Here is a 20580-nt window from a genome sequence, read left to right on the forward strand (position 1 = left end):
CGCCGACGTTTGCCTCCGACCGATTGCAGAACGAGCGGAAATGAGGCGCAACGAGATCAAGAATCCAGCGTTTGCGTCACCCGCGCGACATATTCATCGCCCGGTTCAAATCGCGTGCAGAATGCGTCGCTTATTTCGCCTTGATGCATGGAGGTCGGCGCCTAGTCTTTGAGCTGCCTTTCAGCAGCTCTGGAGAATTTCGCGCCATGACCAACCATGTTCGTCCTCCGGCCACGCCGAGTGGTCGTGTGCTCAACCGCCGCAGATTCCTCGCAGCCTCGTCGATACTCGTTGCCGGCATCGGCGCCGCACCGCTTATGGGATCCGGTATCGCGTCCGCCGCCGAGCTCAAGACCGTTCGCTTCAGCGAGGCCGTGCACAATCTGGGCTATATCAACCTCTACGTCGGCATGCATGCCGGCATCTTCAAGAAAAACGGTCTCGACATGAAGGTGACCGCCGCCGGCGGCGACACCCAGACTTTCGCGGCCGTGCTCGGCGGCTCCGCGGACTTCGCGATCGGCGATGCGACCATGGCGCAGATCTCACGCGAGAATGGCGGCCCCGGTGTCGTTGTGGGAACGGTCGTGCAGCGCGCGCATTATTTCGGAGTCTCCAAGACGCTCAAGCCGATCACCGATCCGAAGGAGTTCAAGGGTCTCAAGATCGTCACCTCGCCGGAGCCCAACACCAATTTCAGCGTCACCAAGCGGATGCTGGAAAAAGCCGGGCTGAAGCTGGGTACCGACGCCACGATCGTTCCGGTCAATCCCGGCACCGAGATCGCGGCGATGCTGGCCGGGCAGGCGGATATGGCGGTCGCCTATCAGCCGAGCGTGGCCGCCGCGGAGGCGCAAGGCGCCAAGGTCGTGTTCGATTTCTCGAATTATGTCGGGCCGTTCTGCAACACCGGAATCATGGTGCTGCCCTCGACCATCCAGAAAGATCCTGAAATGGTGCAGGCGCTCGTCACCTCGTTCGAGGAGGCCTCGCGCAAGACCTATGCCGATCCGGCCTTCGCCAAGGAGGTCGCACGGAAGGAGTTTCCGGATTTGCCCGGCGAGGTCGTCGACAAGGCGATCGACGCGGAGCTGAAATATCTGATCCCGGCGCAGTCCGTGGTCACCAAGCAGGACCAGTGGAAGAACCTCATGGACATGCAGATCTACCTCGGCAATGCCAAGGGATCGGTTCCGTTCGAGCAGATTATCGACAACTCGTTCGCCGAAAAGGCGGTTGCCAGCCTGAAATGATCGCCGAGGCTGCCACATACGCGAAGCCCGGTGAGGGCGGGGCCGTGGACGGCGCCGCCCTCCCGCTCGTGGTCGAGCATGTCGCCAAAGGCTACGACTTCAACGGGCAGGTCGTCCCGGTGATTGCCGATCTGAGCCTGACGCTGCGCAAGGGGGAGATCGTCAGCATTGTCGGTCCCTCCGGCTGTGGCAAGACCACACTGCTCAACACGCTCTGTGGCCTGCTGGCGCCCGATGCCGGGCGCATCCGTTGGCATGGCCGGCAGGTCGTCGGTCAACCTCAGAACGTCGGCTACATGCTGCAGAAGGATCTCCTTTTCCCGTGGCGCACGGCGCTCGCCAACACCATGCTCGGTCTGGAGATCCGCGGTGTTCCTGCTGCCGAGGCCGAAGACCGCAGCCGGGCCATGCTCGACCAGCTTGGACTGCATGGGTTCGCAGACCACTATCCAGCGACGTTGTCGGGCGGCATGCGGCAGCGCGTGGCGCTGGCGCGGACCCTCGTGAACGATCCGGACGTGTTGCTGCTGGACGAACCATTCGCCGCGCTCGATTTTCAGACCAAGCTGCTGATCGAGAACGACATGGTCAGCCTGGTCCGCAAGGGCGGGCGTTCGATGCTGCTCATCACCCATGACATCGAGGAGGCGGTTTCGATCGCGGATCGCGTCATCGTGCTGACGCGGCGGCCAACTGCGGTGAAGGCGGCTTATGAGATCGAACTCGGCTCCGATCGCGCCGACGTCATCTCGCTGCGGGAGAACCCGGATTTCAGCCGCTACGTCCGGCGCATCTGGGCCAATCTCGACGTTGCGATCCAATGACGACAGATGTCGAGACCAGCATGGTTGACGCGTCGAAGCCTGCCGGATGCGTTCCGTCGCCGGTGGCCCGCGCAAAGTGGACGCGCTTGCGCTTCAGCATCGCCGTGCTGGCGACCCAGGTTCTCGTCCTGGCCGCTCTCCTTGTCATGTGGGAACGCGCCACGCCGAAGGGCAGCCCCGCGGCCTTCATGTTCGGATCGCCGTCGGCGATCGCGGGCTTCCTGGTGCAGATGGCACGGGACGGAAGCTTGTGGCGCGATGCAGGCGTCACCGGCATGGAGACGTTGCTCGGCTTCTTCATGGGCAATCTGGTCGGCACGCTGCTCGGCCTGTCGCTCTGGTATTCGCGCTTCGTCTCCCGCGTGGTCCAGCCCTTCGTCATCGCGCTCGGATCGATCCCCATCATCGCGCTCGCCCCCATCGTGATCATTTGGTTCGGCACCGGATTGGTCTCGAAGGTCGCGATGTCCACCCTGTCGGTGGTGATCGTCGCGCTTGTGACGTCCTACAAGGGAGCGATCGGCGTCGACGGTGATCAGATTAATCTCATGAAGACGCTCGGCGCCTCGAAGTTCCAGATCTTCCGGAAGCTCGTCGTTCCGGCGTCGCTCACGGACATCTTTGCGGGGCTGAAGCTGACGGTCGGCTTCGCGCTGATCGGCGCCATCGTCGGCGAGTTCATGTCGTCGTCGGAAGGACTTGGGCACGCGATCTTCAAGGCCGGCTCCCTCTATATCATTCCCAAGGTTTTCGCCGCGCTCGTCGTGACGATCGTCCTTGCGCTCGTCCTGACCTGGATCGTCGGCAAGATCGAGCGGCTGCTGATCCCGTGGCGCCGGCAGGCCTGAATTTCCACCATCATCCCGTTCGCAGACATCCCGGAGGAACCATGTCCAAGCGCATCAGCAAGGCCGGAAACATCAAATACGCGTTGTCCGGTGACGACAATTTCATTGCGAGCGTCGAGCCCGGCGAAACCTTCGTGGTGGAGTGCGCCATCAACGCCAATGACGGCACCATTCGTCACCTCGGGCAGCAGTTGACCGAGGCCGACGTGACGATGCCGTTCGTGAACGGCGCCACCGGTCCGATCGAGGTGCGCGGCGCCAAGCCGGGCGACATGCTGCGCCTCGACGTGGTGGATATGGAGCTCGACAAGCTCGGATTCACCGCGCTCTGGCCGGGCATCGGCATGTTTCCCGATTGGGTCAGGCGCAAGGAGTTCGGCATTCAGACGCGCGTCGTCGAGGTCAAGGACGGTCTCGTTCACTGGAACGAGCATCTGAAGCTGCCCGTCAAGCCGATGATCGGCGTGGCCGGCGTAGCGCCGGTCCACGGCGCGGTTCTCACCGTCGACAACGGCCCGCATGGCGGCAATATGGACGTCCAGGAGATCACCACCGGCAACAGCATCTTCTTCCGCGTCAACAAGGACGGAGCGCATCTCTTCCTGGGCGATTGCCATGCCATCCAGGGCGACGGCGAATGCAACGGAATGGGCGCGATCGAGATCGCGGCCAATCTCACGGTCAAGGTCTCTCTCGCCAAGGCGCCGGCGCGACTGACTCATCCGCGCATCGAAACGGCCACCCACATCTGCACGCTCGGATGCGCGCGCCCCCTGGAGGACGCCATGCGCATCGCATTCGAGGAGATGGTCTATTGGATGGAGGACGATTGGAAGATTCCGGCCGCCGAGGGCTACATGCTGTTGGGCCAGATCGCAGAGGCCCGCTGCACGCAGGTGGTCAATCCGAAATACACGTACATCTGCAAGGTCGAGAGAAGCCTGCTGGAGCGGTATTACGGGTGAAGCGGTCTTCTCAGGCCTGAATGCCCGGCGCTCCCAGGAGATCACACGGGTCCGGTCAGGCCCCCTGATCGGCGTTTTTCGGTCCGCGTAACCTATTGATTTTCCTCATGCTGTCTACTGTGCATGGGGTTGTTTTCGAGAATTTCGCTTTGGAGGCGCGACGCGAGGAGCAGCCGGATGCCTCCGCCTACTTCATCACCCGCAAGCCCTTCGTCGTGAACCGCTGCGTCTTGTCGCCCGGCCGCACCGGGCGCCGTGTCCCTGCTGCCTTGCCGGTGCCAGGGGGCTGGTGTGCGGGCACGAGCTGGTGGGGTTGCGAGCCGATCAGGTCGCGGCGGCCCATCTCGATCAAGGCTTCGCGCAGCACCGGCCAATTGTCGGGGTCGTGGTAGCGCAGGAACGCCTTGTGCAACCGGCGCTGGCGCAGGCCCTTGATGGCCTCGACCTTGTCGCTGCCGCCGTGGCGCACGCCGCGCAGCGGGTTGACGCCGGTGTGGTACATCGCGGTCGCTGTCGCCATCGGCGAGGGCAGGAAGGTCTGCACCTGGTCGGCACGATAGCGGTTCTTCTTGAGCCACAGCGCGAGGTTCATCATGTCCTCATCGGTCGTGCCCGGATGCGCCGCGATGAAATAGGGGATCAGATAATACTTCTTGCCGGCGCGTTCGGCCGCTTCGTCGAACATCCGCTTGAACTTGTTGTAGGCGCCGATGCCCGGCTTCATCATCTTGTCGAGCGGGCCGCGTTCGGTATGTTCGGGTGCGATCTTGAGGTAACCGCCGACGTGATGGGTGACGAGCTCCTTGATGTATTCGGGGCTCTCGACCGCGAGGTCGTAGCGCACGCCCGAGGCGACCATCACCTTCTTGATGCCCTTGGTCTCGCGCACCTTGCGATAGAGCCGGATCAGGTCGTCATGCGACGTGTTGAGGTTCGGGCAGATCTCGGGGAAGACGCAGGACGGCCGCCGGCACGCCGCCTCGACCTTCGGGTCCTTGCACGCCATCCGGTACATGTTGGCGGTGGGGCCGCCGATGTCTGAGATCACGCCGGTGAAGCCGGGGGTCTTGTCGCGGATCAGTTCGATCTCGCGGAGAATAGAACCCTCGGAGCGGTTCTGGATGATGCGGCCCTCATGCTCGGTGATCGAGCAGAAGGTGCAGCCGCCGAAGCAGCCGCGCATGATCGTCACCGAGAACTTGATCATGTCCCACGCCGGGATCTTCGCATCGCCATAGGACGGATGCGGCGCGCGTGCGTAAGGCAGGTCGTAGACCGCGTCCATCTCCTCGCTGGTCAGCGGGATCGGCGGCGGGTTGAGCCAGAGGTCGCGGTCGCCGTGGCGCTGCACCAGCGGCCGCGCATTGCCGGGATTGCTCTCCCGGTGCAGCACGCGTGAGGCGCGGGCATAGGCTTCCTTGTCCTGCTCGACCTGCTCCAGCGCCGGCAGGCGGATCACGGTCAAGCCCTTCTGGCGCGTCGCGCCCTCGTCGGCGGAATCGAGATCGTCGGCGTGCAGCTCCTCATAGTCCTCAGGCACGCGGCGAAACAGCGCGACGCCCCTGATGTCGTCGAGCGCGCGCGGCGCTTCGCCGGCGGCAAGCCGCAGCGCCACCTCGACCACGGCGCGCTCGGCATTGCCGTAGAGCAGGAGGTCGGCCTTGGCGTCGGCCAGCACCGAGCGGCGCACCTTGTCCGACCAATAGTCGTAATGCGCGATCCGGCGCAGCGAGGCCTCGATGCCGCCGAGCACGATCGGCACGTCCTTGAACGCCTCGCGGCAGCGCTGGGCGTAGACGACCGTGCATCGGTCCGGCCGCTTGCCGCCTTCGGCGCCCGCCGTATAGGCGTCGTCGCTGCGGATGCGGCGGTCGGCGGTGTAGCGGTTCACCATGGAGTCCATGTTGCCGCCGGTGACGCCGAAGAACACGCGTGGTTTGCCCAGCGCCTTGAAAGGCTCGGCCGAGTGCCAGTCGGGCTGCGAGATGATGCCGACCCGAAAACCCTGCGCCTCGAGCAGCCGGCCAATGATGGCCATGCCGAAACTGGGATGGTCGACATAGGCGTCCCCGGTCACCAGCACGATGTCGCAGGCGTCCCAGCCGAGCGCATCCATCTCGGCGCGGCTCATCGGGAGGAACGGCGCCGGCTTGCGCGAGCGCGCCTGGGCCATCAGGGGCTTTGCGGCGGTGATCATCTGGGTTTCCATGCGCCTACGCATAGGACTCCGCGTCCCCGAATTCAACCGACGGACGCGTGAAAGATCGAGGTTCCCGGGCGGCAGTCCAGGCACGTTAACCGTCCACGAGCGCGTGCCGCTTCGTCATCTCCAAGCGTGGCGCGGCTCGGTGCCATCAGGTGTGTGACGCCTTCCACAGTCCGGCGGGCGTCATCGCCTCATGCTCTCTCCAATCCTGAAGGAGAGTCCCATGTTTCTGATCGACGCACTGCTGATCCTGGCGATGCTGTTCTTCCTGTTCCTGCCGATCAGCGACCGCCGGACGGTGCGGATGAGGCTCTGCATGCTGTGCGCGCTGCTGGCGGTGTTTTCGGTTTCGATCACCCGTACCCCCATCGTCCCGGTGCTGCTCGCAAGCGTCTCCGCGCCTCCCGGAATGGCGCGCGTGCCGCATATGCATATCGGTGAGCGCCCCTCGGGGTTCTCACCGCGGCCGACATCGGATATCCGATTGATCCATGGGCAAGGAACTCCCTGAGGGCGGTCGTGACGCGGTGGCCGGCGTAGCGCCGTCCTCGGCCGCGTGGCTCGGCGTCATTGCGCTGGTCGGCTTCGTCCTGGTGGCGACCGCGCAGGCTTCCAATCAGGTTCTGGCGCGCGGGCTTGCGGGCTCCGTCCCGCCCTTCGCGCTTGCCTTCTTCCGCTGGAGCATCGTCGCCATCGGGCTCGCGCCGATCGCGCTCAGGGAGATCCGCGATGGCCGTGTGCTGCTCGGCCGCAACATCTGGCCGATCCTCGCCGCCGGCTTCATGGGCATGTTCCTGTGCGGCGGCCCGGTCTACGCCGCCGGCGTCTCGACGACGGCGATCCACATCGCGCTGATCATGGCGCTGTCGCCGATCACGGTGCTGTTGATCTCGGCCATGCGCGGCATGGAGCATGTCGGTCCGCTGCAATGGCTCGGCACGGCGCTGGCGCTCGCCGGTGCGCTGCTCATCATCTCCGGCGGCCATCCGCAGACGCTGATCGAACTTCAGACCGCGGCGGGCGACGGCCTCGTCGTGATCGCGATGCTCGGCTGGTCCGGCTACACGCTGCTGCAATCGCGCGCCGCGCCAAAGGCCTCGCTGCTCGCACGGATCAGTCTGTTCTCGGGCGCCGGCGCCCTGTTCTCGCTGCCGCTTGCGGCCATGGAGATGTGGTCGACGCCGGAGCAGGTCTTCAGCACCAGGGCGCTGTCCGCCTATGTCTTCGCCGGGATCGTTCCAGGCCTGCTCGCCTATGCCGGCTTCGCCTGGCTCGGCGGCAAGTTCGGCTCGGTGCGAACCTCGCTCGTGCTCTATCTCGGGCCGATCGCAAGCGCGCTGCTGTCTTTCGCCATCCTCGGCGAACCGCCGAAGCTGATCCATCTTCTCGGCGGTTTGCTGATCCTGGGTGGCGTCTGGGCCAGCCTGCGCCGCTAGTTCCCTCCGCATGCGCACCCGCAGGAACCATCCGCGTGCGCAGACATTTTGATGGAGGGTCGCCGCGAGCCCCGCTCGCGCGCGTTCACAAATGGTCGCCTCTGGCGTGGGGGAGCTGTGAGTACAGTCATTGAGAACCTGCTGTTGCGAAAGCAGAAGCTCGTGGAGCAGCTCGAAAAGGCGCCGTCGGTCGAGGATCGCGACAGGATCGAGCACCAGCTCGAGCAGATCAACACCGCGCTGGACTTCCTGGACAGGCCAGGCTCGAAAAACGCGAAATAGTCGCGTTCAATCCCCCTCCGACGCATCCACCTTCAAAGCCTCTACCTTCAAGGCCTTGGCGTAGACCACGCCCGAATTGGTGATGTGCGTCGTCATTAGCTGTTCGAACGCATCGAACTCGCCGCGCGCGAATAGATCGAGCAGCCTGCGGTGCTCGTCGAACGAGGTGCGGGTGCGCACGTCGATCGGCGAGGTCAGATTGGTGCGGAGCGCGGCGACGCGGCCGGAGACCAGCTGATAGGATTCGGCGAGGTAGCGGTTGCCGCAATGGATGAACAGCGCCTCGTGAAAGGCCGCATCGGCGCGGCCATAGGCGATGTTGTCCTTGGCCGCGACCGCCGGCTCCATCGCCGCGATGGCCTCGTTCATCGCGGCGACCGTACCGTCGCGATCGTGACGATAGGCGAACTCGGCGGCTTTGGGCTCCAGCGCAATGCGGAAGGTGCAGAGCGCGTTGATGTCGTCGGCGCTCGGCGTGAACACGAAACTGCCGACCTGCGGGCGGATCACCACGAGGCCTTGCGCCTGCAACTGGTTCATAGCCTCGCGCACCGGCGTGCGGCTGACGCCGAAGGAATTCGCCACCATCTCCTCGGAGATGGCGGCTCCCAGCGCGAACTCGCCGTCGATGATCGCCTGGCGCAGCCGCTGCATCACCCGCTGCGACAGCGATTTCGGCGTATCGAGCTTGAGCGATCGCATCGGTGCTCTCAGACCACCTTGCCTGGATTGAGCAGATTGTCGGGATCGAGCGCGGCTTTCAGCGTCCGCATCAGCGCAATCTCGGCCTCGCTCCTGGCATGGCCAAGCCACCTCTTCTTCAGCGTGCCGATGCCGTGCTCGGCCGAGATGCTGCCGCCGAGCTCGCGGACGAGACCATAGATGATCGTGTCCATCTCTTCCTTCGGCTGCTGCTCGACGGAGAGGCCGGCAACCCAGGAGACCAGGTGCAGATTGCCGTCGCCGATATGGCCGTAATAGACGCTCTCGCAGCCTTTGATGCCGGAGGCCAGCGCCGCCTTGCAGCGCGTGACGAACTCGTCCATCCGCGCCACGGCAAGGCCGATGTCGTAGGAGATATGCGGCCCCAGCACCTGGCCGAACTCGGCGCAGATGTCGCGCACGCGCCAGAAGCTCTGCGTCTGCGCCAGCGATTGCGCTACCGCTGCATCGACCAGCAGCCCGCGCTCCATCAGCTCTTCGAGCCAGGCCTGGAAGCGGGGCGCGTCCAGGCTTTCGTCGGTGCCCTGAGCCTCGACCAGCACGTAAAGGCCGTAACCTGCGGCGACCGGCGGCTTGACGCCGGCGCGAGCGGTGATCACCTCCCAATAGTCCGGCCACATCACCTCGAACGCCGACAGCAGAGGTCCGAGCCCGCTGCGCGCCGCGCCGAGCAGCGCGACCACCGCCGCATAATCCTTCAGCGCGCAGAGCGCGGCCATGGTCGAGCGCGGCTTCGGGAACAGTTTCAGCACCACGCGGGTGATGATGCCGAGCGTGCCTTCCGAGCCGATGAACAGATGCTTCAGATCGTAGCCGGCATTGTTCTTCATCAGCTTGTTGAGGCTGGTGATGATGGTGCCATCAGGCAGCACCACCTCCAGGCCGAGCACCAGCTCGCGCGTCATGCCGTAGCGGATCACGCGGTTGCCGCCGGCATTGGTCGAGAGATTGCCGCCGATCGCGCAGGAGCCGCGCGAGCCGAGATCGAGCGGAAAGAAAAAGCCGGCCTCGTCCGCGGCCTTCTGGATCGTTTCCAGCGGCGTGCCGGCTTTCACCGTCATTGTCATCGAGGCGCGGTCGATCTCCTCGATACCGCTCATGCGCTCCAGCGAGATCGCGACCCAGCCGGCTTCGGGCGAAGCGCCGCGGCACAGTCCGGTGAGCCCGCCCTGCGGGACGAACGGCAGATGCGCCTGCCGGCAGGTCGCAATAGCATCGGCCACGCCTTGCGCATCGACCGGGCGGATCACCGCGAGCGGCGTCTGCGGGAGGCTCGCGCTCCAGTCGTTGCAATTGCGGGCGGGCACGTCGGGGCCGATCAGGACGGCGGCTGCGCCAAGCTTGTCGCGCAGGGCGCCGAGCAATTGGTCGGGCCGCTGCATCGGGGTCACCAAATTCATGTGAGACCTCCCAAAATCTGGCCGCGCCCATGCGCGACGTAACGGGGAAAAGGGTTTGCCTCGTTGTTGTATGTAAGGTACAAGAAAGAAAGTAAAGCAAAAACAAGGCTTGAGAGCCCTTTGGATCACTAGAGATCAGGGGCTTGTTCGAGATGGCAGCATAGAGGGTGGTGAGATGACGGAGGCAATTCGCGGGTTCTGGGTGGCATCGGCGACGCCGCTGGCGACCGACGGCAGCGTGGACCCGACCAAGCTCGCGGCGCACGCCAAGCAGCTCTTCGGCAAGGGCGCCGACGGCGTCGTGCTGTTCGGCACCACCGGCGAGGGCACCTCGTTCAATGTCACCGAGCGCATTGCGACCATCGAAGCCGTGCTCAAGGCTGGTGTTGCGCCGGAACGCATCGGCATCGGCGGCGGCTTCCCCGCCATTGCCGACAGCATCGCTCTCTCGCGCGCCGCGCTCGGTCTCGGCCTGCGTCACGTGTTGGTGCTGCCGCCTTACTTCGATCGCAGCGTCACACCTGAGGGCATCGAGGATGCCTTTGCCGCGATCATCGATGGCGTCGCCGACGATCGGCTGCGCGCCTATCTCTATCATATCCCGCAAATGTCGGGCGTTGCGATCCCGACCAGCGTCGCTGCGAACCTGCGCAAGCGCTGCGGCAAGGTGGTCGCCGGTCTGAAAGACTCCAGCGGCGACTTCAAGCAGTTTCAGGCCTTCCGCGCCGCGGCTCCCGAACTCGCCATCACCGTCGGCAACGAAGCCGACATCACCCGCGCGATCGCCGCCGGCGGCGCCGGCACCATCTGCGGCATGGCCAACGTCGTCCCTGAGCTGGTCAAGGGCATGGTCGAGGGCAAGGACGTCGAAGCGCGCATGCAGGCTGCGATCGATGTCGTGCTGAAGACGCCGTCGTTCACCGCGACGCTGAAGGGCATCCTTGCGGCACAAACCGGCGATGCGGCCTGGCTGCGCGTGCGCCCGCCGCTGCGCGCCTCATCCGACGGCGCCGCGCTCAAGCGCAAGCTGGACGAACTGACGGCTCCCGCCGTCGCTTGAGATCGCGATAACGTTGCGGCACGTTGCGGCGAACTCGCGCGCAGCGTGTCGCGCACGGCACGACAGCAATTCATGATTGCCGTTGCTGGTCGATCTTTCGTTAGAACGATTCCACACTAGAGCGATTCAAGCTCCGCTACGGTTCTCCTCGATCTCGCCGGCTGTTACACGCGCAGACTTCAACGTCCTGACGTGAAGTGGATTGAAAGTGCGTGCCTCCGTGGATGGCCTGCGTATCGGCAGCCATCGTCATCGTGCCGGCGGGAGCCGTGCAAGTCTTCTTGTCGGTGTCATCGTGGTGCTCACCGAGTTTTCGTCCCACACGACGAGCGCGCAGGCGCAGTCGGCGCTGCCGCCGGTGACGGTGGAGGCCCCGGCGCAACGGTCCAGGCCAGCACGCGCATCGGAGCAATCGTCACGCCGAACGCAGGCCGCTCGCCGCCAATCCGCCCGCTATCCTGCCCCCAGGCCGCCAACGCTCTCGGGGCGCGCGGCCGCGGAAGCCGCCGCGCAGCAGGCCGCCAAGCTCGGCTACCGCGCGATGCCGAGCGCGACGACGCTGCGCAGCGGCGCCTCGCCCCTTGATACGTCGCAGGCCGTCAACGTCGTGCCTGAGCAGGTGCTGAAGGACCAGCTCCCGCGCAACATCGACGATGCGCTCGTCAACGTCTCCGGCGTCACCCAGACCAACACGCTCGCCGGCAGCCAGGACGCGGTGATCCGCCGCGGCTTCGGCGACAATCGCGACGGCTCGATCATGCGCAACGGCATGCCGCTGGTGCAGGGACGCAGCTTCAATCCCGCGGTCGAGAGCGTCGAGGTGCTGAAAGGACCGGCCTCGCTGCTCTACGGCATCATGGACCCCGGCGGCATCGTCAACACCATCAGCAAGCGCCCGGAGCTCTACCAGCACGGCTCGGTCACGCTGCTCGGCTCGGCATTCAATGCCTCCAAAACCGGCGCCGACGGCCTGCTCGACGTCACCGGTCCGATCGGCGACCAGGGCCTCGCCTATCGCTTCATCGGCTACGGCGTCAGCGAGGACTACTGGCGCAATTTCGGCCGGCACCGCGAGATGCTGATCGCGCCGTCGTTGGCCTGGTACGGCCAGGACACCACGGTCCAGCTCAACTACGAACACCGCGAGTTCATCTACCCGTTCGATCGCGGCACGGCGTTCAACCCGGTGACCAAGGCGCCCCTCGCGGTGCCCGCTACGCGCCGTCTCGACGAACCATTCAACAACACGTGGGGCACGTCCGATCTGCTCCAGGCCTCGGTCGAGCATCGCTTCAACCAGGATTGGAAGCTCTACGCCGGCTACAGCTACAACACCGAAACCTTCAGCGCCAACCAGCTCCGCATCACCGGCATCAACTTCACGACCGGCAACGAGACGCGCAGCAATGACGGCACGCGGGGCTCGCTCAGCAATGTCAGCTACGGAACGTCCTACGTCTCGGGCGGCTTCTGGCTCGGCAACATGCGCAACGAATTGGTGTTCGGCGGCGACGGTCAGTACCGCACCATCTACCGCGACAATCTGATCCGGCAGGCGACCCCCGCGATCAATGTCTACAATCCCGTCTACGGGCTCATCGGGCCGGGGACGACGGTGTCGAATCCAGACAGCGCCCAGACCGACAAGCTCGGCCAGTGGTCGCTGTTCGTCCAGGACACGCTGCATCTGACCGAGCGGTTCGCGCTGGTCGGCGGCGTGCGTTACATGGACTACGACCAGATCGCGGGGCGCGGAAAGCCCTTCGTCACCAACACCAACGTGTCGCAGGACAAGGTGCTCCCGCTCGGCGGCGTCATTTTCAAGCTCACGGATCAGGTTTCGCTCTATGCGAGCTATACCCAATCGCTGAAGCCGAACTCGACCATTGCGCCGATCGGCGTCGTGATCGATTCCAACGTCGCGCCGGAAGAGGGTGTGTCTTACGAGACCGGCGTGAAGTTCGATCTGAACAAGCGCATCTCCGGGACGCTGGCGCTCTACGACCTCGACAAGAAGAACGTCCAGACGACGAAGACGAACAGTGCGGGCATCGTGGAGCTTCACACCGTCGGCCGTGCCCATTCGCGTGGCGTCGAGCTGGACGTCACCGGCAGGCTGACCGACAGCTGGGCCCTGATCGGCAGCTATGGCTACACCGATGCCCGCGTGACGGCGTCCGAGGATCCGACGTTACTCGGCAGGAAGCTGCAGAACGTGGCCCTGAACACCGCCTCGCTCTACCTGGTCTACGACTTCGGCACGGCATTGCCTGGCCAGCTCCGGCTCGGTGGCGGCGCGCGTTACGTTGGCGACCGGCCCGGTGATTCCACCAACAGCTTCTTCCTGCCGTCCTATGTGGTCGCAGATATCTTCGCGACCTATGAGACGAAATACCAGACCACGCCGGTGATCTACCAGTTCAACGTCAAGAACCTGTTCGAAACCGTTTACTATCCCTCCGCCGTCAACAATCTCAACGTCGCGATCGGCGATGCGCGGCGCGTCTCGCTGTCGGCCACGGTGAAGTTCTAGCCATGGCCGCGCGGCTGGGACACACCATCAAGGCGGTCCTGTTCCAGGTCCATTCCGTCGCGGGCCTGATCCTTGCGCTGCTGGTGTCCCTGATCGCGCTGACCGGCGCGATCATGAGTTTCGAGGACGAGATCGTCGATCACCTCAACGCCGGTATCATGCAGGTCGCGCCGCGTCAGGCGCCGGCGCTGATGCCGGACGAACTGGTGGCGCGGCTGAAGGCAGCCCAAGACCTCGGCAAGGTCTCCGCCGTCACACTGTCGAGCGATCCATCTGCTGCGGTTCATGTCCGCTTTGCGCGTGACGAGCAGGGGGGACGGCCCACCTCGCTCTATGTCGATCCCCATGACGCGCGCGTGCTGGGCGCGCCGCGCGGCGAGGCGTTTTTCGCGACCGTGCGCCGGCTGCATCGCTGGCTGCTCATTCCCGGCGACGGCAAGGGCTGGGGACGCCCGATCACTGGCACGATAGCGCTCGGCCTCATCGTCATGCTGGTCACGGGGCTCGTGCTGCGCTGGCCGCGCCGTGCCGGCAGCGTGAAGACGTGGCTGAAGCCGAATCTCGGGCTCAGCGGCCGCGGATTGCACCGGTCGCTGCACACCGTGATCGGAACCTGGGTGCTGCCGGTCTATCTGACGATGACGCTCACCGGGCTGTTCTTCTCGTTCGAGTGGTACAAGGACGGCGTCACATGGCTGCTGGCACGTCCGCACGTCGCCGCGGCGAAGATGCCGGCAAAGTCGCCGCGGTCAGCCGGACGCGGCGAGCCCGCCTCGCCGATCGGATTCGATCAGGCATGGACCACGTTCCAGCGCGAGGAGGGCGACCGCTTCTCAAGGGCCCTGCTGACGCTGCCGGCGGGGCCCGCTACGACGATCCGGATCCGGTCGTGGGGCAAGGATTCGTTGCTGGAGACCACGCGCGACGAATTCCGCATCGATGCCGTCACCGGCCAACTGGTCTCCGCGGAGCGCTATGCTGACAAGACGTTCGGCGAGACAATCCTCGCGGCCATTTACGACGTCCATCGCGGCGAGATCCTGGGCTGGCCAGGCAAGCTCGCCTTCATGATCGCCGCGATCCTGATGCCGCTGTTCTCGGTCACCGGAATCCTGCTCTATCTGTCGCGCCGCAGGCTGCGGCGTCCGGCGCAACGGCCGCTGACGCGGCTCGTCCCCGGCGAGTGAGCGGACGAGGCTAGCCAACGCTCTTCTAATCGGTCAAAAGCCCATGGCCTGTCCACCCAGGATTCATGCCATGAAGCTCTCGACCGTCACCCCCGCCGACATCCGCCGCGCGCTGCTGCTGCGCGAAGAAATCGCGCTGCTCGATCTCAGATACGAGGCAGGCTTCGCGACGGGGCATCCGCTGTTCGCCGCCAACATGGCCGTAGATCGGATCGAGATCGAAGCCGAGATCAGGCTGCCGCGGAAGAGCGTTCCGATCGTGCTTTACGATGATGGGGAGGGACTGGTCGCGGCCGGTGCCGAGCGCCTTGCCGCGTTGGGCTATACCGCTATCAGATCGCTCGATGGCGGCCTGAAGGCATGGCGCGACGCGGGCTTTGAGGTCTTCGAGGACGTCAATTCCTATTCGAAGGCGTTCGGCGAGCTGGTCGAAGCGCGGCGGCATACGCCGTCGTTCAGCGCCGACGAGGTGGCGAAGCTGATCGCCGACAAGGCCGATATCGCCATCCTCGACGTTCGCCGCTTCGACGAATATGCGACTATGAACATTCCGGGCTCGGTCAGCGTGCCCGGCGCGGAGCTGGTGTTGCGGGCAGGGCAGGCCGCGCCCAGTCCCGACACCACCATCATCGTCAATTGCGCCGGCCGCACCCGCTCGATCATCGGCACCCAGTCGCTGATCAACGCCGGCGTGCCCAACAAGGTCCGCGCGTTGCGCAACGGCACGATCGGCTGGACGCTCGCGCGGCATACGCTCGACCATGGCGCTGACAGGCGCGGGGAGATTGGGCCGTTCGAAGGCGGGCCGGCCAATGCGCGCGCTGTCGCTTATCGCGCTGGCGTTCGTCATATCGGCGCGCGCGAAATGGCGACGCTGGCCGCGCAGATGGATCGCACGCTGTACCGCTTCGACGTGCGCGATGCCGAGGAGTATACCGCCGGTCATCTCCTGGCTTTCCGCCATTATCCCGGCGGACAATTGGTGCAGGAGACAGACATGGCCGCGCCCGTGCGCGGCGCGCGCATCGTCCTGACCGACCACAGGAACGTCCGTGCCGACATGACGGCGTCATGGCTGGCCCAGATGGGGTGGGAGGTCTATGTGCTTGAAGGTGGCTATGACGGCGCGCTCGAAATCGGCCCGCCCCGTGTGCTGCCAAGGCCCGATCCGGCCCATCGCTATCGTCGCCCCTATGAGGGCACCGATGTCTCGGAGAAGGCGATGCAGGCCTATCTGGATTGGGAATATGGCCTCGTCGAGCAGCTCCGTCGCGACGGCACCCACGGGTTCTATGTGATTTGACGGGCGATCGTCGTCGAAACAGGCTGCCTCCCCGGCATTGTCTTCCGTATCGGCCCCTATTGTGCTGCGCATCGTCCGCGGTCTATGTGCTCGGGCAAAGCTCATGATCTACGGAGAGTCCATGTCAGCCCCAGGCCGGAGCCCTGAGCGGAGCGCGAAGGCGCTGCTACTGGAAGGTGTCAATGATAGCGCTGTCGACCTTTTCAAGGGAGCGGGGTTCACCAATGTCGAGCGGCTGACCAAGGCGCTGGACGGCGAGGATTTGCGTAAGGCTCTCAGCGGCGTGTCGCTCCTCGGCATCCGTTCTCGCACTCAGATCACCGACGAGGTGCTCGCCGCCGCCGATCAACTGCTCGCGGTCGGCTGCTTCAGCGTCGGCACCAACCAGGTCGATCTTGCGGCAGCGCGCAAGCGCGGCATTCCCGTCTTCAACGCGCCATTCTCCAACACGCGCAGCGTCGCCGAGCTCGTGATCGGCGAGATCGTGATGCTGCTGCGGCGAATCTTTCCGCGCTCGGTGTCGGCCCATGACGGCGGCTGGGACAAATCGGCGACCGGTAGCCGCGAGGTGCGCGGCCGCACGCTCGGCATCGTCGGCTACGGCAATATCGGCTCGCAGCTCTCGACGCTGGCCGAAGCGATCGGCATGCGCGTGATCTATTTCGACCGAACCGACAAGCTGCGCCACGGCAACACCGAACCGGTCGAGCGGCTGGATGAACTCTTGGCGCAGAGCGACGTCGTCAGCCTGCACGTGCCGGAGACGCCGGAGACCGCGGGCATGATCGGCGAGAAGGAGCTGGCCGCGATGAAGCCGGGCTCGTTCCTGATCAACAACAGCCGCGGCACCGTGGTCGATCTCGACGCGCTCGCGCGCGCGTTGCGCGACGGTCATCTTGCCGGCGCGGCCGTCGACGTCTTTCCGGTTGAGCCATCGTCGAATTCGGATCGCTTCAAGAGCCCCATGCAGGGCCTCGAGAACGTCATCCTCACCCCCCATATCGGCGGCTCGACCGAGGAAGCGCAGGAGCGCATCGGCGGCGAGGTCGCGCGCAAGCTGGTCGATTATTTCATCACGGGCTCGACCATGGGCGCGGTGAATTTCCCGGAAGTGCAGCTGCATCTGCGCCCCTCCGGCGCGCGCTTCAGCCACGTCCATCGCAACGTGCCGGGCATGCTGAGGCGGCTCAACGAAGTCTTCCTCCAGCGCGACATCAACATCGCCGCGCAATATCTGGAGACGTCAGGCGATCTCGGCTACGTCGTGCTCGATGCCGATCTCGGCGGGCAGGATTCCGCGGCGCTTCTCCAGCAGATCCGCAGCCTCGACGGCACGATCGGCGCGCGGCTGGTGTTCGAGCATTAAAGCGTTTTCGAGCGAAGTGGACACCGGTTCGCGTCAAGAAAACGCGTCAATCCAGCAAACTGCAGCCCTGTTTCAATTCCATCCGGACAGGGCTGCAGCGCGTCATTGACGGCCGGCAGAAGGTCGCATTGAATGCGCCTTCGTTGGGTTGAACAAGAACAGAGTTCCGGGTGGAAACGATGACGCTGACGAGAGCGAAGCTGTGCGCATGGCTCGTGGGGACTGCGGCTGTGCTGAGCGCGAATTCCACTGTGGCGCTCACCCTGGCGGAGGATGCAGAGACGGTCTGCAAGGGCCTCGTCGGTGGCGCCGATGCGGTGAAGATCGATGCCGCGACGTTGCAGGCACCCTCGCCAATCGCCGTCGCCGAACGCGGGCCGACGCCGTCGGCGCGCATCACGCCGACCAATCCCGGCTTCTGCAAGGTGCTCGGCCACATCGACCCGGTCGACCCCAAGGCGCCGCCGATCAAATTCCAGGTCAACCTTCCCGTCGAATGGAACGGCCGCTCGCTGCAATATGGCGGCGGCGGCTTCAACGGCGTGCTGATCACCGGTCTCGGGCTGCCGCCGGCCTATCTCTTCGACAAGCCGTCGCCGCTGGCGCGCGGTTTTGTCACCTACGGCACCGACTCCGGCCACGAGACTAGGCAGGGCGAGCCGCCACAGGTCTTTGCGCTCAACGACGAAGCCTTCGAGAATTTTGCTCACCGCGCCTACAAGAAAGTGCGCGATGCCGCCGTTGGGTTGATGGAGCGCGCCTACGGCAAGAAGCCGGAGAAGATGTATTTCATGGGTTCGTCCGAGGGCGGCCGTGAAGGTCTGACCATGGCGCAGCGCTACCCCGATGATTTCGACGGCATCTTCGCACGCGTGCCCGTCATCAACTGGGTCGGCTTGCAGCACGCCGGCACGCGTTCGGGGCTTGCGACCATGGGCGCCGGCTGGATCAATCCGGCGCAGGTGAAGCTCGTCGGCGAGGCCGTGCGGGCGGCCTGTGACAAGGCCGACGGCTCCGACGATGCGCTGGTGCAGGACCCCGTCGGCTGCAAGGCGGCATTCAAGGTCGAGACGCTGCGCTGCGCGGCTGGCCAGAGCGGCGATCAGTGCCTGACCGATGCGCAGATCAAGGCGATCGACACCTTGCACGGAACCTACAAATTCCCGTTCGCGCTTGCCAACGGCATCGACGATTACCCCGGCTGGGGTGTGTCGGGCGAGGACACGCCGGCGATCGGCCCGACCGGCGGCTGGGTGGCGTGGTGGCTCGGCACCGCGCCGCCGGCGCAGCCGCCTGCGCCCAACAACGGCATCGCCTGGATCTATGGCGCGGGCGGCATTCAATATGTGTTCGCGCGCGACCCGAAGCTCGACGTCACCACCTACAAGGTGGAGGAGCACAAGGCGCGGCTGATCGAAGTGTCGAAGCTGATGGACTCGACCGATCCCGATCTCAGCCGCTTCCGCGCCCGCGGCGGCCGTCTGATCATGCTCGAGCACATGGCCGATTACGCCCAGAGCCCCTATGCCGGCATCCGCTATTTCGAGAGCGTCGAGCGCAAGCTCGGCAAGGCCGAGACGGCGGAGTTCGCGCGGCTCTACACCGCGCCCGGCGTCGACCATGTCGGCTCCGGCGCGCCGGCCAATGTCGACATGTTGAGCGTGCTGGTCGACTGGGTCGAGAAAGGCAAGGCGCCCGGCGACCTCGAAGTTGCCGAGCAGAAGGTCGAGGCACCCTCATTCGCGACGCTGCGCGCGCTGCCGCTGTGCCGCTGGCCGGCCTGGCCGCACTACAAGACGGGTGCGGTGACGGAGGCCTCGAGCTTCACCTGCGCGCCGTAAACGAGGCGGCCCGTTTGACAACAAGCTTGCGCCCGGCTATCTACTTCGCATGCGAAATAAAACGGCCGACGCGCGGCATCATCGGCTGATCTACCTGCTGAGCGTGGCGCAGCGCCGCCTGCAGCGCTGGATGGCGGCGCAGCCCAGCAACGATGTGACGCCGGCGCAGGCCGGGCTGTTGTTCATCCTCGGCAGGCAGGACGGCGTTCTGATGGGCGAGGCGGGCGCGGCGCTCGATCTGGGACCGGCGGGCATTTCCGGCCTCGTCGACCGCACCGAGGTTGCGAAGCTGATCGAGCGACGTGCCGATCGCGAGGACGGACGCGCCTGGCGGATCTGGCTGACGCCGAAGGGACGGACCGCGCTGGCGCAGGCGAAGGCCGGCGCGGCGGAAGTCAACGCCGCGCTGACGGACGGATTCACGGCCGCGGAGATCGACATCGTCGCGCGCTGGCTGACCAGCATTCAGGACAAGTTTCCAAGATCTTCAGATCCAAGATCTTCAGATCCAAGACATTCAGATGAATAAAAGGAGAGACCGATGACAGAGCACGTCCGGATCGAGAACAATGGCGGCATCCTCACCCTCACGCTGGCGCGGCCCGACAAGAAGAACGCGCTGACGGATGCGATGTACGGCAAGCTCGCTGACAGCATCGAATCCGCCGAGTTCGATCCGTCGGCCCGCGTGATCCTGATCCGTGGCGAGGGCGACATGTTCACCGCCGGCAACGATGTCGGCGAATTCGCCGCGGTCGCGGCCGGCAAGTCCGAGGGCAGCCGCAACGTCGTGCGCTTCATCCAGTCGCTGGCGCGCTGCACCCGGCCGTTGGTCGCCGCCGTGCAGGGCCGCGCCGTCGGCGTCGGCACCACGATGCTGCTGCATTGCGACCTGGTCGTGCTCGCCGACAACGCGCAATTGTCGACGCCCTTCGTCAGCCTGGCGCTGGTGCCGGAGGCCGCGTCGAGCCTGCTGATGCCGGCGCGCATCGGCTACGCCCGCGCCTACGAGATGTTCGCGCTGGGCGAGACCGTGCCGGCGCAGGCCGCGCTGCAATGGGGCCTCGCCAACCGCGTGGTGCCGCTCGACAAGCTGGAGGCCGAGGCGCTTGCGCTGGCGCAGCGTCTTGCCCGCCAGCCGGCCGGTGCACTCACGGCGACCAAGAAGCTGATGCGCAACGGCGAGGCGCTGCTGGCCCAGATGCAGGCGGAAGGCGAGCACTTTGCACAACGTTTGCGCACCGCCGAGGCACGTGAGGCGTTTACGGCCTTCGCCGAGCGCCGCCCGCCCGATTTCACCAAGGTCGCGTGAAACCGGCGGCCCCGGCGCCGGTGATTCTCATTTGATAAGAA

18 protein-coding genes are annotated in these 20580 nt (G+C 65.3%); 15 read left to right on the plus strand and 3 right to left on the minus strand.

What is annotated here, in order from left to right; translation table 11 throughout:
• The first annotated feature begins 206 nt into the window (after nt 1-206).
• Genes C7G42_RS04150 through C7G42_RS04165 form a run of 4 tightly spaced genes read left to right on the plus strand, consistent with a single transcriptional unit; the run spans nt 207 to nt 3890 of the window.
• Entirely contained in the window at nt 207-1253 is a 1047-nt protein-coding gene (locus tag C7G42_RS04150) for an ABC transporter substrate-binding protein (protein ID WP_106947779.1), read from the plus strand.
• The gene (locus C7G42_RS04155; RefSeq protein WP_245427525.1) at nt 1250-2077 is read left to right on the plus strand and encodes an ABC transporter ATP-binding protein; all 828 of its coding nucleotides are present in this window, start codon (nt 1250-1252) and stop codon (nt 2075-2077) included. The genes C7G42_RS04150 and C7G42_RS04155 overlap by 4 nt, the downstream gene beginning before the upstream one ends.
• Before the next feature lie 20 nt (nt 2078-2097).
• Nucleotides 2098-2925: an ABC transporter permease gene (locus tag C7G42_RS04160; protein WP_245427528.1), complete on the plus strand. Its 828-nt coding sequence runs from the start codon at nt 2098-2100 to the stop codon at nt 2923-2925.
• 41 nt (nt 2926-2966) lie between these two features.
• Complete coding sequence (locus C7G42_RS04165; RefSeq protein WP_106947781.1) at nt 2967-3890, plus strand: acetamidase/formamidase family protein; 924 nt, start codon at nt 2967-2969, stop codon at nt 3888-3890.
• A 187-nt stretch (nt 3891-4077) separates the two neighbouring features.
• On the opposite strand, the gene C7G42_RS04170 is transcribed toward C7G42_RS04165, so the two are convergent.
• Entirely contained in the window at nt 4078-6099 is a 2022-nt protein-coding gene (locus C7G42_RS04170; RefSeq protein ID WP_106947782.1) for a YgiQ family radical SAM protein, read from the minus strand.
• Nucleotides 6100-6319: 220 nt separating this feature from the next.
• On the opposite strand from C7G42_RS04170, the gene C7G42_RS04175 reads away from it, so the two are divergent.
• The 3 genes from C7G42_RS04175 to C7G42_RS35170 all read left to right on the plus strand — a co-directional run bounded on the left by C7G42_RS04175 (nt 6320) and on the right by C7G42_RS35170 (nt 7814).
• Nucleotides 6320-6607 carry a hypothetical protein gene (locus C7G42_RS04175; protein ID WP_106947783.1) on the plus strand — a complete coding sequence of 96 codons (288 nt, stop codon included), beginning with the start codon at nt 6320-6322 and terminating at the stop codon, nt 6605-6607.
• The gene (locus tag C7G42_RS04180; protein WP_106947784.1) at nt 6588-7532 is read left to right on the plus strand and encodes a DMT family transporter; all 945 of its coding nucleotides are present in this window, start codon (nt 6588-6590) and stop codon (nt 7530-7532) included. The genes C7G42_RS04175 and C7G42_RS04180 overlap by 20 nt, the downstream gene beginning before the upstream one ends.
• Nucleotides 7533-7649: 117 nt before the next feature.
• Complete coding sequence (locus tag C7G42_RS35170; RefSeq protein WP_199580639.1) at nt 7650-7814, plus strand: hypothetical protein; 165 nt, start codon at nt 7650-7652, stop codon at nt 7812-7814.
• Between the two features lie 6 nt (nt 7815-7820).
• On the opposite strand, the gene C7G42_RS04185 is transcribed toward C7G42_RS35170, so the two are convergent.
• Nucleotides 7821-8516: a GntR family transcriptional regulator gene (locus C7G42_RS04185; RefSeq protein WP_106947785.1), complete on the minus strand. Its 696-nt coding sequence runs from the start codon at nt 8514-8516 to the stop codon at nt 7821-7823.
• A gap of 8 nt (nt 8517-8524) precedes the next feature.
• Entirely contained in the window at nt 8525-9937 is a 1413-nt protein-coding gene (locus tag C7G42_RS04190) for an FAD-binding oxidoreductase (protein ID WP_106947786.1), read from the minus strand.
• 175 nt (nt 9938-10112) lie between these two features.
• On the opposite strand from C7G42_RS04190, the gene C7G42_RS04195 reads away from it, so the two are divergent.
• From C7G42_RS04195 to C7G42_RS04235, 8 genes are all read left to right on the plus strand, one after another.
• A complete protein-coding gene (locus C7G42_RS04195; protein ID WP_106947787.1) occupies nt 10113-10997 on the plus strand; it encodes a dihydrodipicolinate synthase family protein in 885 nt (294 codons plus the stop codon).
• Nucleotides 10998-11199: 202 nt separating this feature from the next.
• Nucleotides 11200-13530 carry a TonB-dependent siderophore receptor gene (locus C7G42_RS04200; protein WP_199580640.1) on the plus strand — a complete coding sequence of 777 codons (2331 nt, stop codon included), beginning with the start codon at nt 11200-11202 and terminating at the stop codon, nt 13528-13530.
• Nucleotides 13531-13532: 2 nt separating this feature from the next.
• Entirely contained in the window at nt 13533-14717 is a 1185-nt protein-coding gene (locus tag C7G42_RS04205; RefSeq protein ID WP_106947789.1) for a PepSY-associated TM helix domain-containing protein, read from the plus strand.
• Between the two features lie 70 nt (nt 14718-14787).
• A complete protein-coding gene (locus C7G42_RS04210; RefSeq protein ID WP_199580641.1) occupies nt 14788-16020 on the plus strand; it encodes a rhodanese-like domain-containing protein in 1233 nt (410 codons plus the stop codon).
• 121 nt (nt 16021-16141) lie between these two features.
• The gene (gene serA / locus C7G42_RS04215; protein ID WP_106948844.1) at nt 16142-17386 is read left to right on the plus strand and encodes a phosphoglycerate dehydrogenase; all 1245 of its coding nucleotides are present in this window, start codon (nt 16142-16144) and stop codon (nt 17384-17386) included.
• 179 nt (nt 17387-17565) lie between these two features.
• Nucleotides 17566-19227, plus strand: a complete 1662-nt coding sequence (locus C7G42_RS04225) for a tannase/feruloyl esterase family alpha/beta hydrolase (RefSeq protein ID WP_199580642.1) — start codon at nt 17566-17568, stop codon at nt 19225-19227.
• A 49-nt stretch (nt 19228-19276) separates the two neighbouring features.
• Complete coding sequence (locus tag C7G42_RS04230) at nt 19277-19756, plus strand: MarR family winged helix-turn-helix transcriptional regulator (protein ID WP_106947793.1); 480 nt, start codon at nt 19277-19279, stop codon at nt 19754-19756.
• A 12-nt stretch (nt 19757-19768) separates the two neighbouring features.
• Nucleotides 19769-20539, plus strand: coding sequence for an enoyl-CoA hydratase (locus C7G42_RS04235; protein ID WP_106947794.1), 771 nt, complete (start codon nt 19769-19771; stop codon nt 20537-20539).
• The last annotated feature ends 41 nt before the right edge of the window (nt 20540-20580 follow it).

This window comes from Bradyrhizobium sp. MOS003 (assembly GCF_003020125.1).
Classification (GTDB): Bacteria; Pseudomonadota; Alphaproteobacteria; order Rhizobiales; family Xanthobacteraceae; genus Bradyrhizobium.

Bases quoted from the DNA above. Each gene is read 5' to 3' on its own strand.
- C7G42_RS04180 (WP_106947784.1), top strand. From the start codon at position 6,588: ATGGGCAAGGAACTCCCTGAGGGCGGTCGTGACGCGGTGGCCGGCGTA.
- C7G42_RS04235 (WP_106947794.1), top strand. From the start codon at position 19,769: ATGACAGAGCACGTCCGGATCGAGAACAATGGCGGCATCCTCACCCTC.
- C7G42_RS04155 (WP_245427525.1), top strand. From the start codon at position 1,250: ATGATCGCCGAGGCTGCCACATACGCGAAGCCCGGTGAGGGCGGGGCC.
- C7G42_RS04205 (WP_106947789.1), top strand. From the start codon at position 13,533: ATGGCCGCGCGGCTGGGACACACCATCAAGGCGGTCCTGTTCCAGGTC.
- C7G42_RS04230 (WP_106947793.1), top strand. From the start codon at position 19,277: ATGCGAAATAAAACGGCCGACGCGCGGCATCATCGGCTGATCTACCTG.
- C7G42_RS04150 (WP_106947779.1), top strand. From the start codon at position 207: ATGACCAACCATGTTCGTCCTCCGGCCACGCCGAGTGGTCGTGTGCTC.
- serA (WP_106948844.1), top strand. From the start codon at position 16,142: ATGTCAGCCCCAGGCCGGAGCCCTGAGCGGAGCGCGAAGGCGCTGCTA.
- C7G42_RS04225 (WP_199580642.1), top strand. From the start codon at position 17,566: ATGACGCTGACGAGAGCGAAGCTGTGCGCATGGCTCGTGGGGACTGCG.
- C7G42_RS04195 (WP_106947787.1), top strand. From the start codon at position 10,113: ATGACGGAGGCAATTCGCGGGTTCTGGGTGGCATCGGCGACGCCGCTG.
- C7G42_RS04185 (WP_106947785.1), bottom strand. From the start codon at position 8,516: ATGCGATCGCTCAAGCTCGATACGCCGAAATCGCTGTCGCAGCGGGTG.
- C7G42_RS04165 (WP_106947781.1), top strand. From the start codon at position 2,967: ATGTCCAAGCGCATCAGCAAGGCCGGAAACATCAAATACGCGTTGTCC.
- C7G42_RS04170 (WP_106947782.1), bottom strand. From the start codon at position 6,099: ATGGAAACCCAGATGATCACCGCCGCAAAGCCCCTGATGGCCCAGGCG.
- C7G42_RS04175 (WP_106947783.1), top strand. From the start codon at position 6,320: ATGTTTCTGATCGACGCACTGCTGATCCTGGCGATGCTGTTCTTCCTG.
- C7G42_RS04190 (WP_106947786.1), bottom strand. From the start codon at position 9,937: ATGAATTTGGTGACCCCGATGCAGCGGCCCGACCAATTGCTCGGCGCC.
- C7G42_RS04160 (WP_245427528.1), top strand. From the start codon at position 2,098: ATGGTTGACGCGTCGAAGCCTGCCGGATGCGTTCCGTCGCCGGTGGCC.
- C7G42_RS04210 (WP_199580641.1), top strand. From the start codon at position 14,788: ATGAAGCTCTCGACCGTCACCCCCGCCGACATCCGCCGCGCGCTGCTG.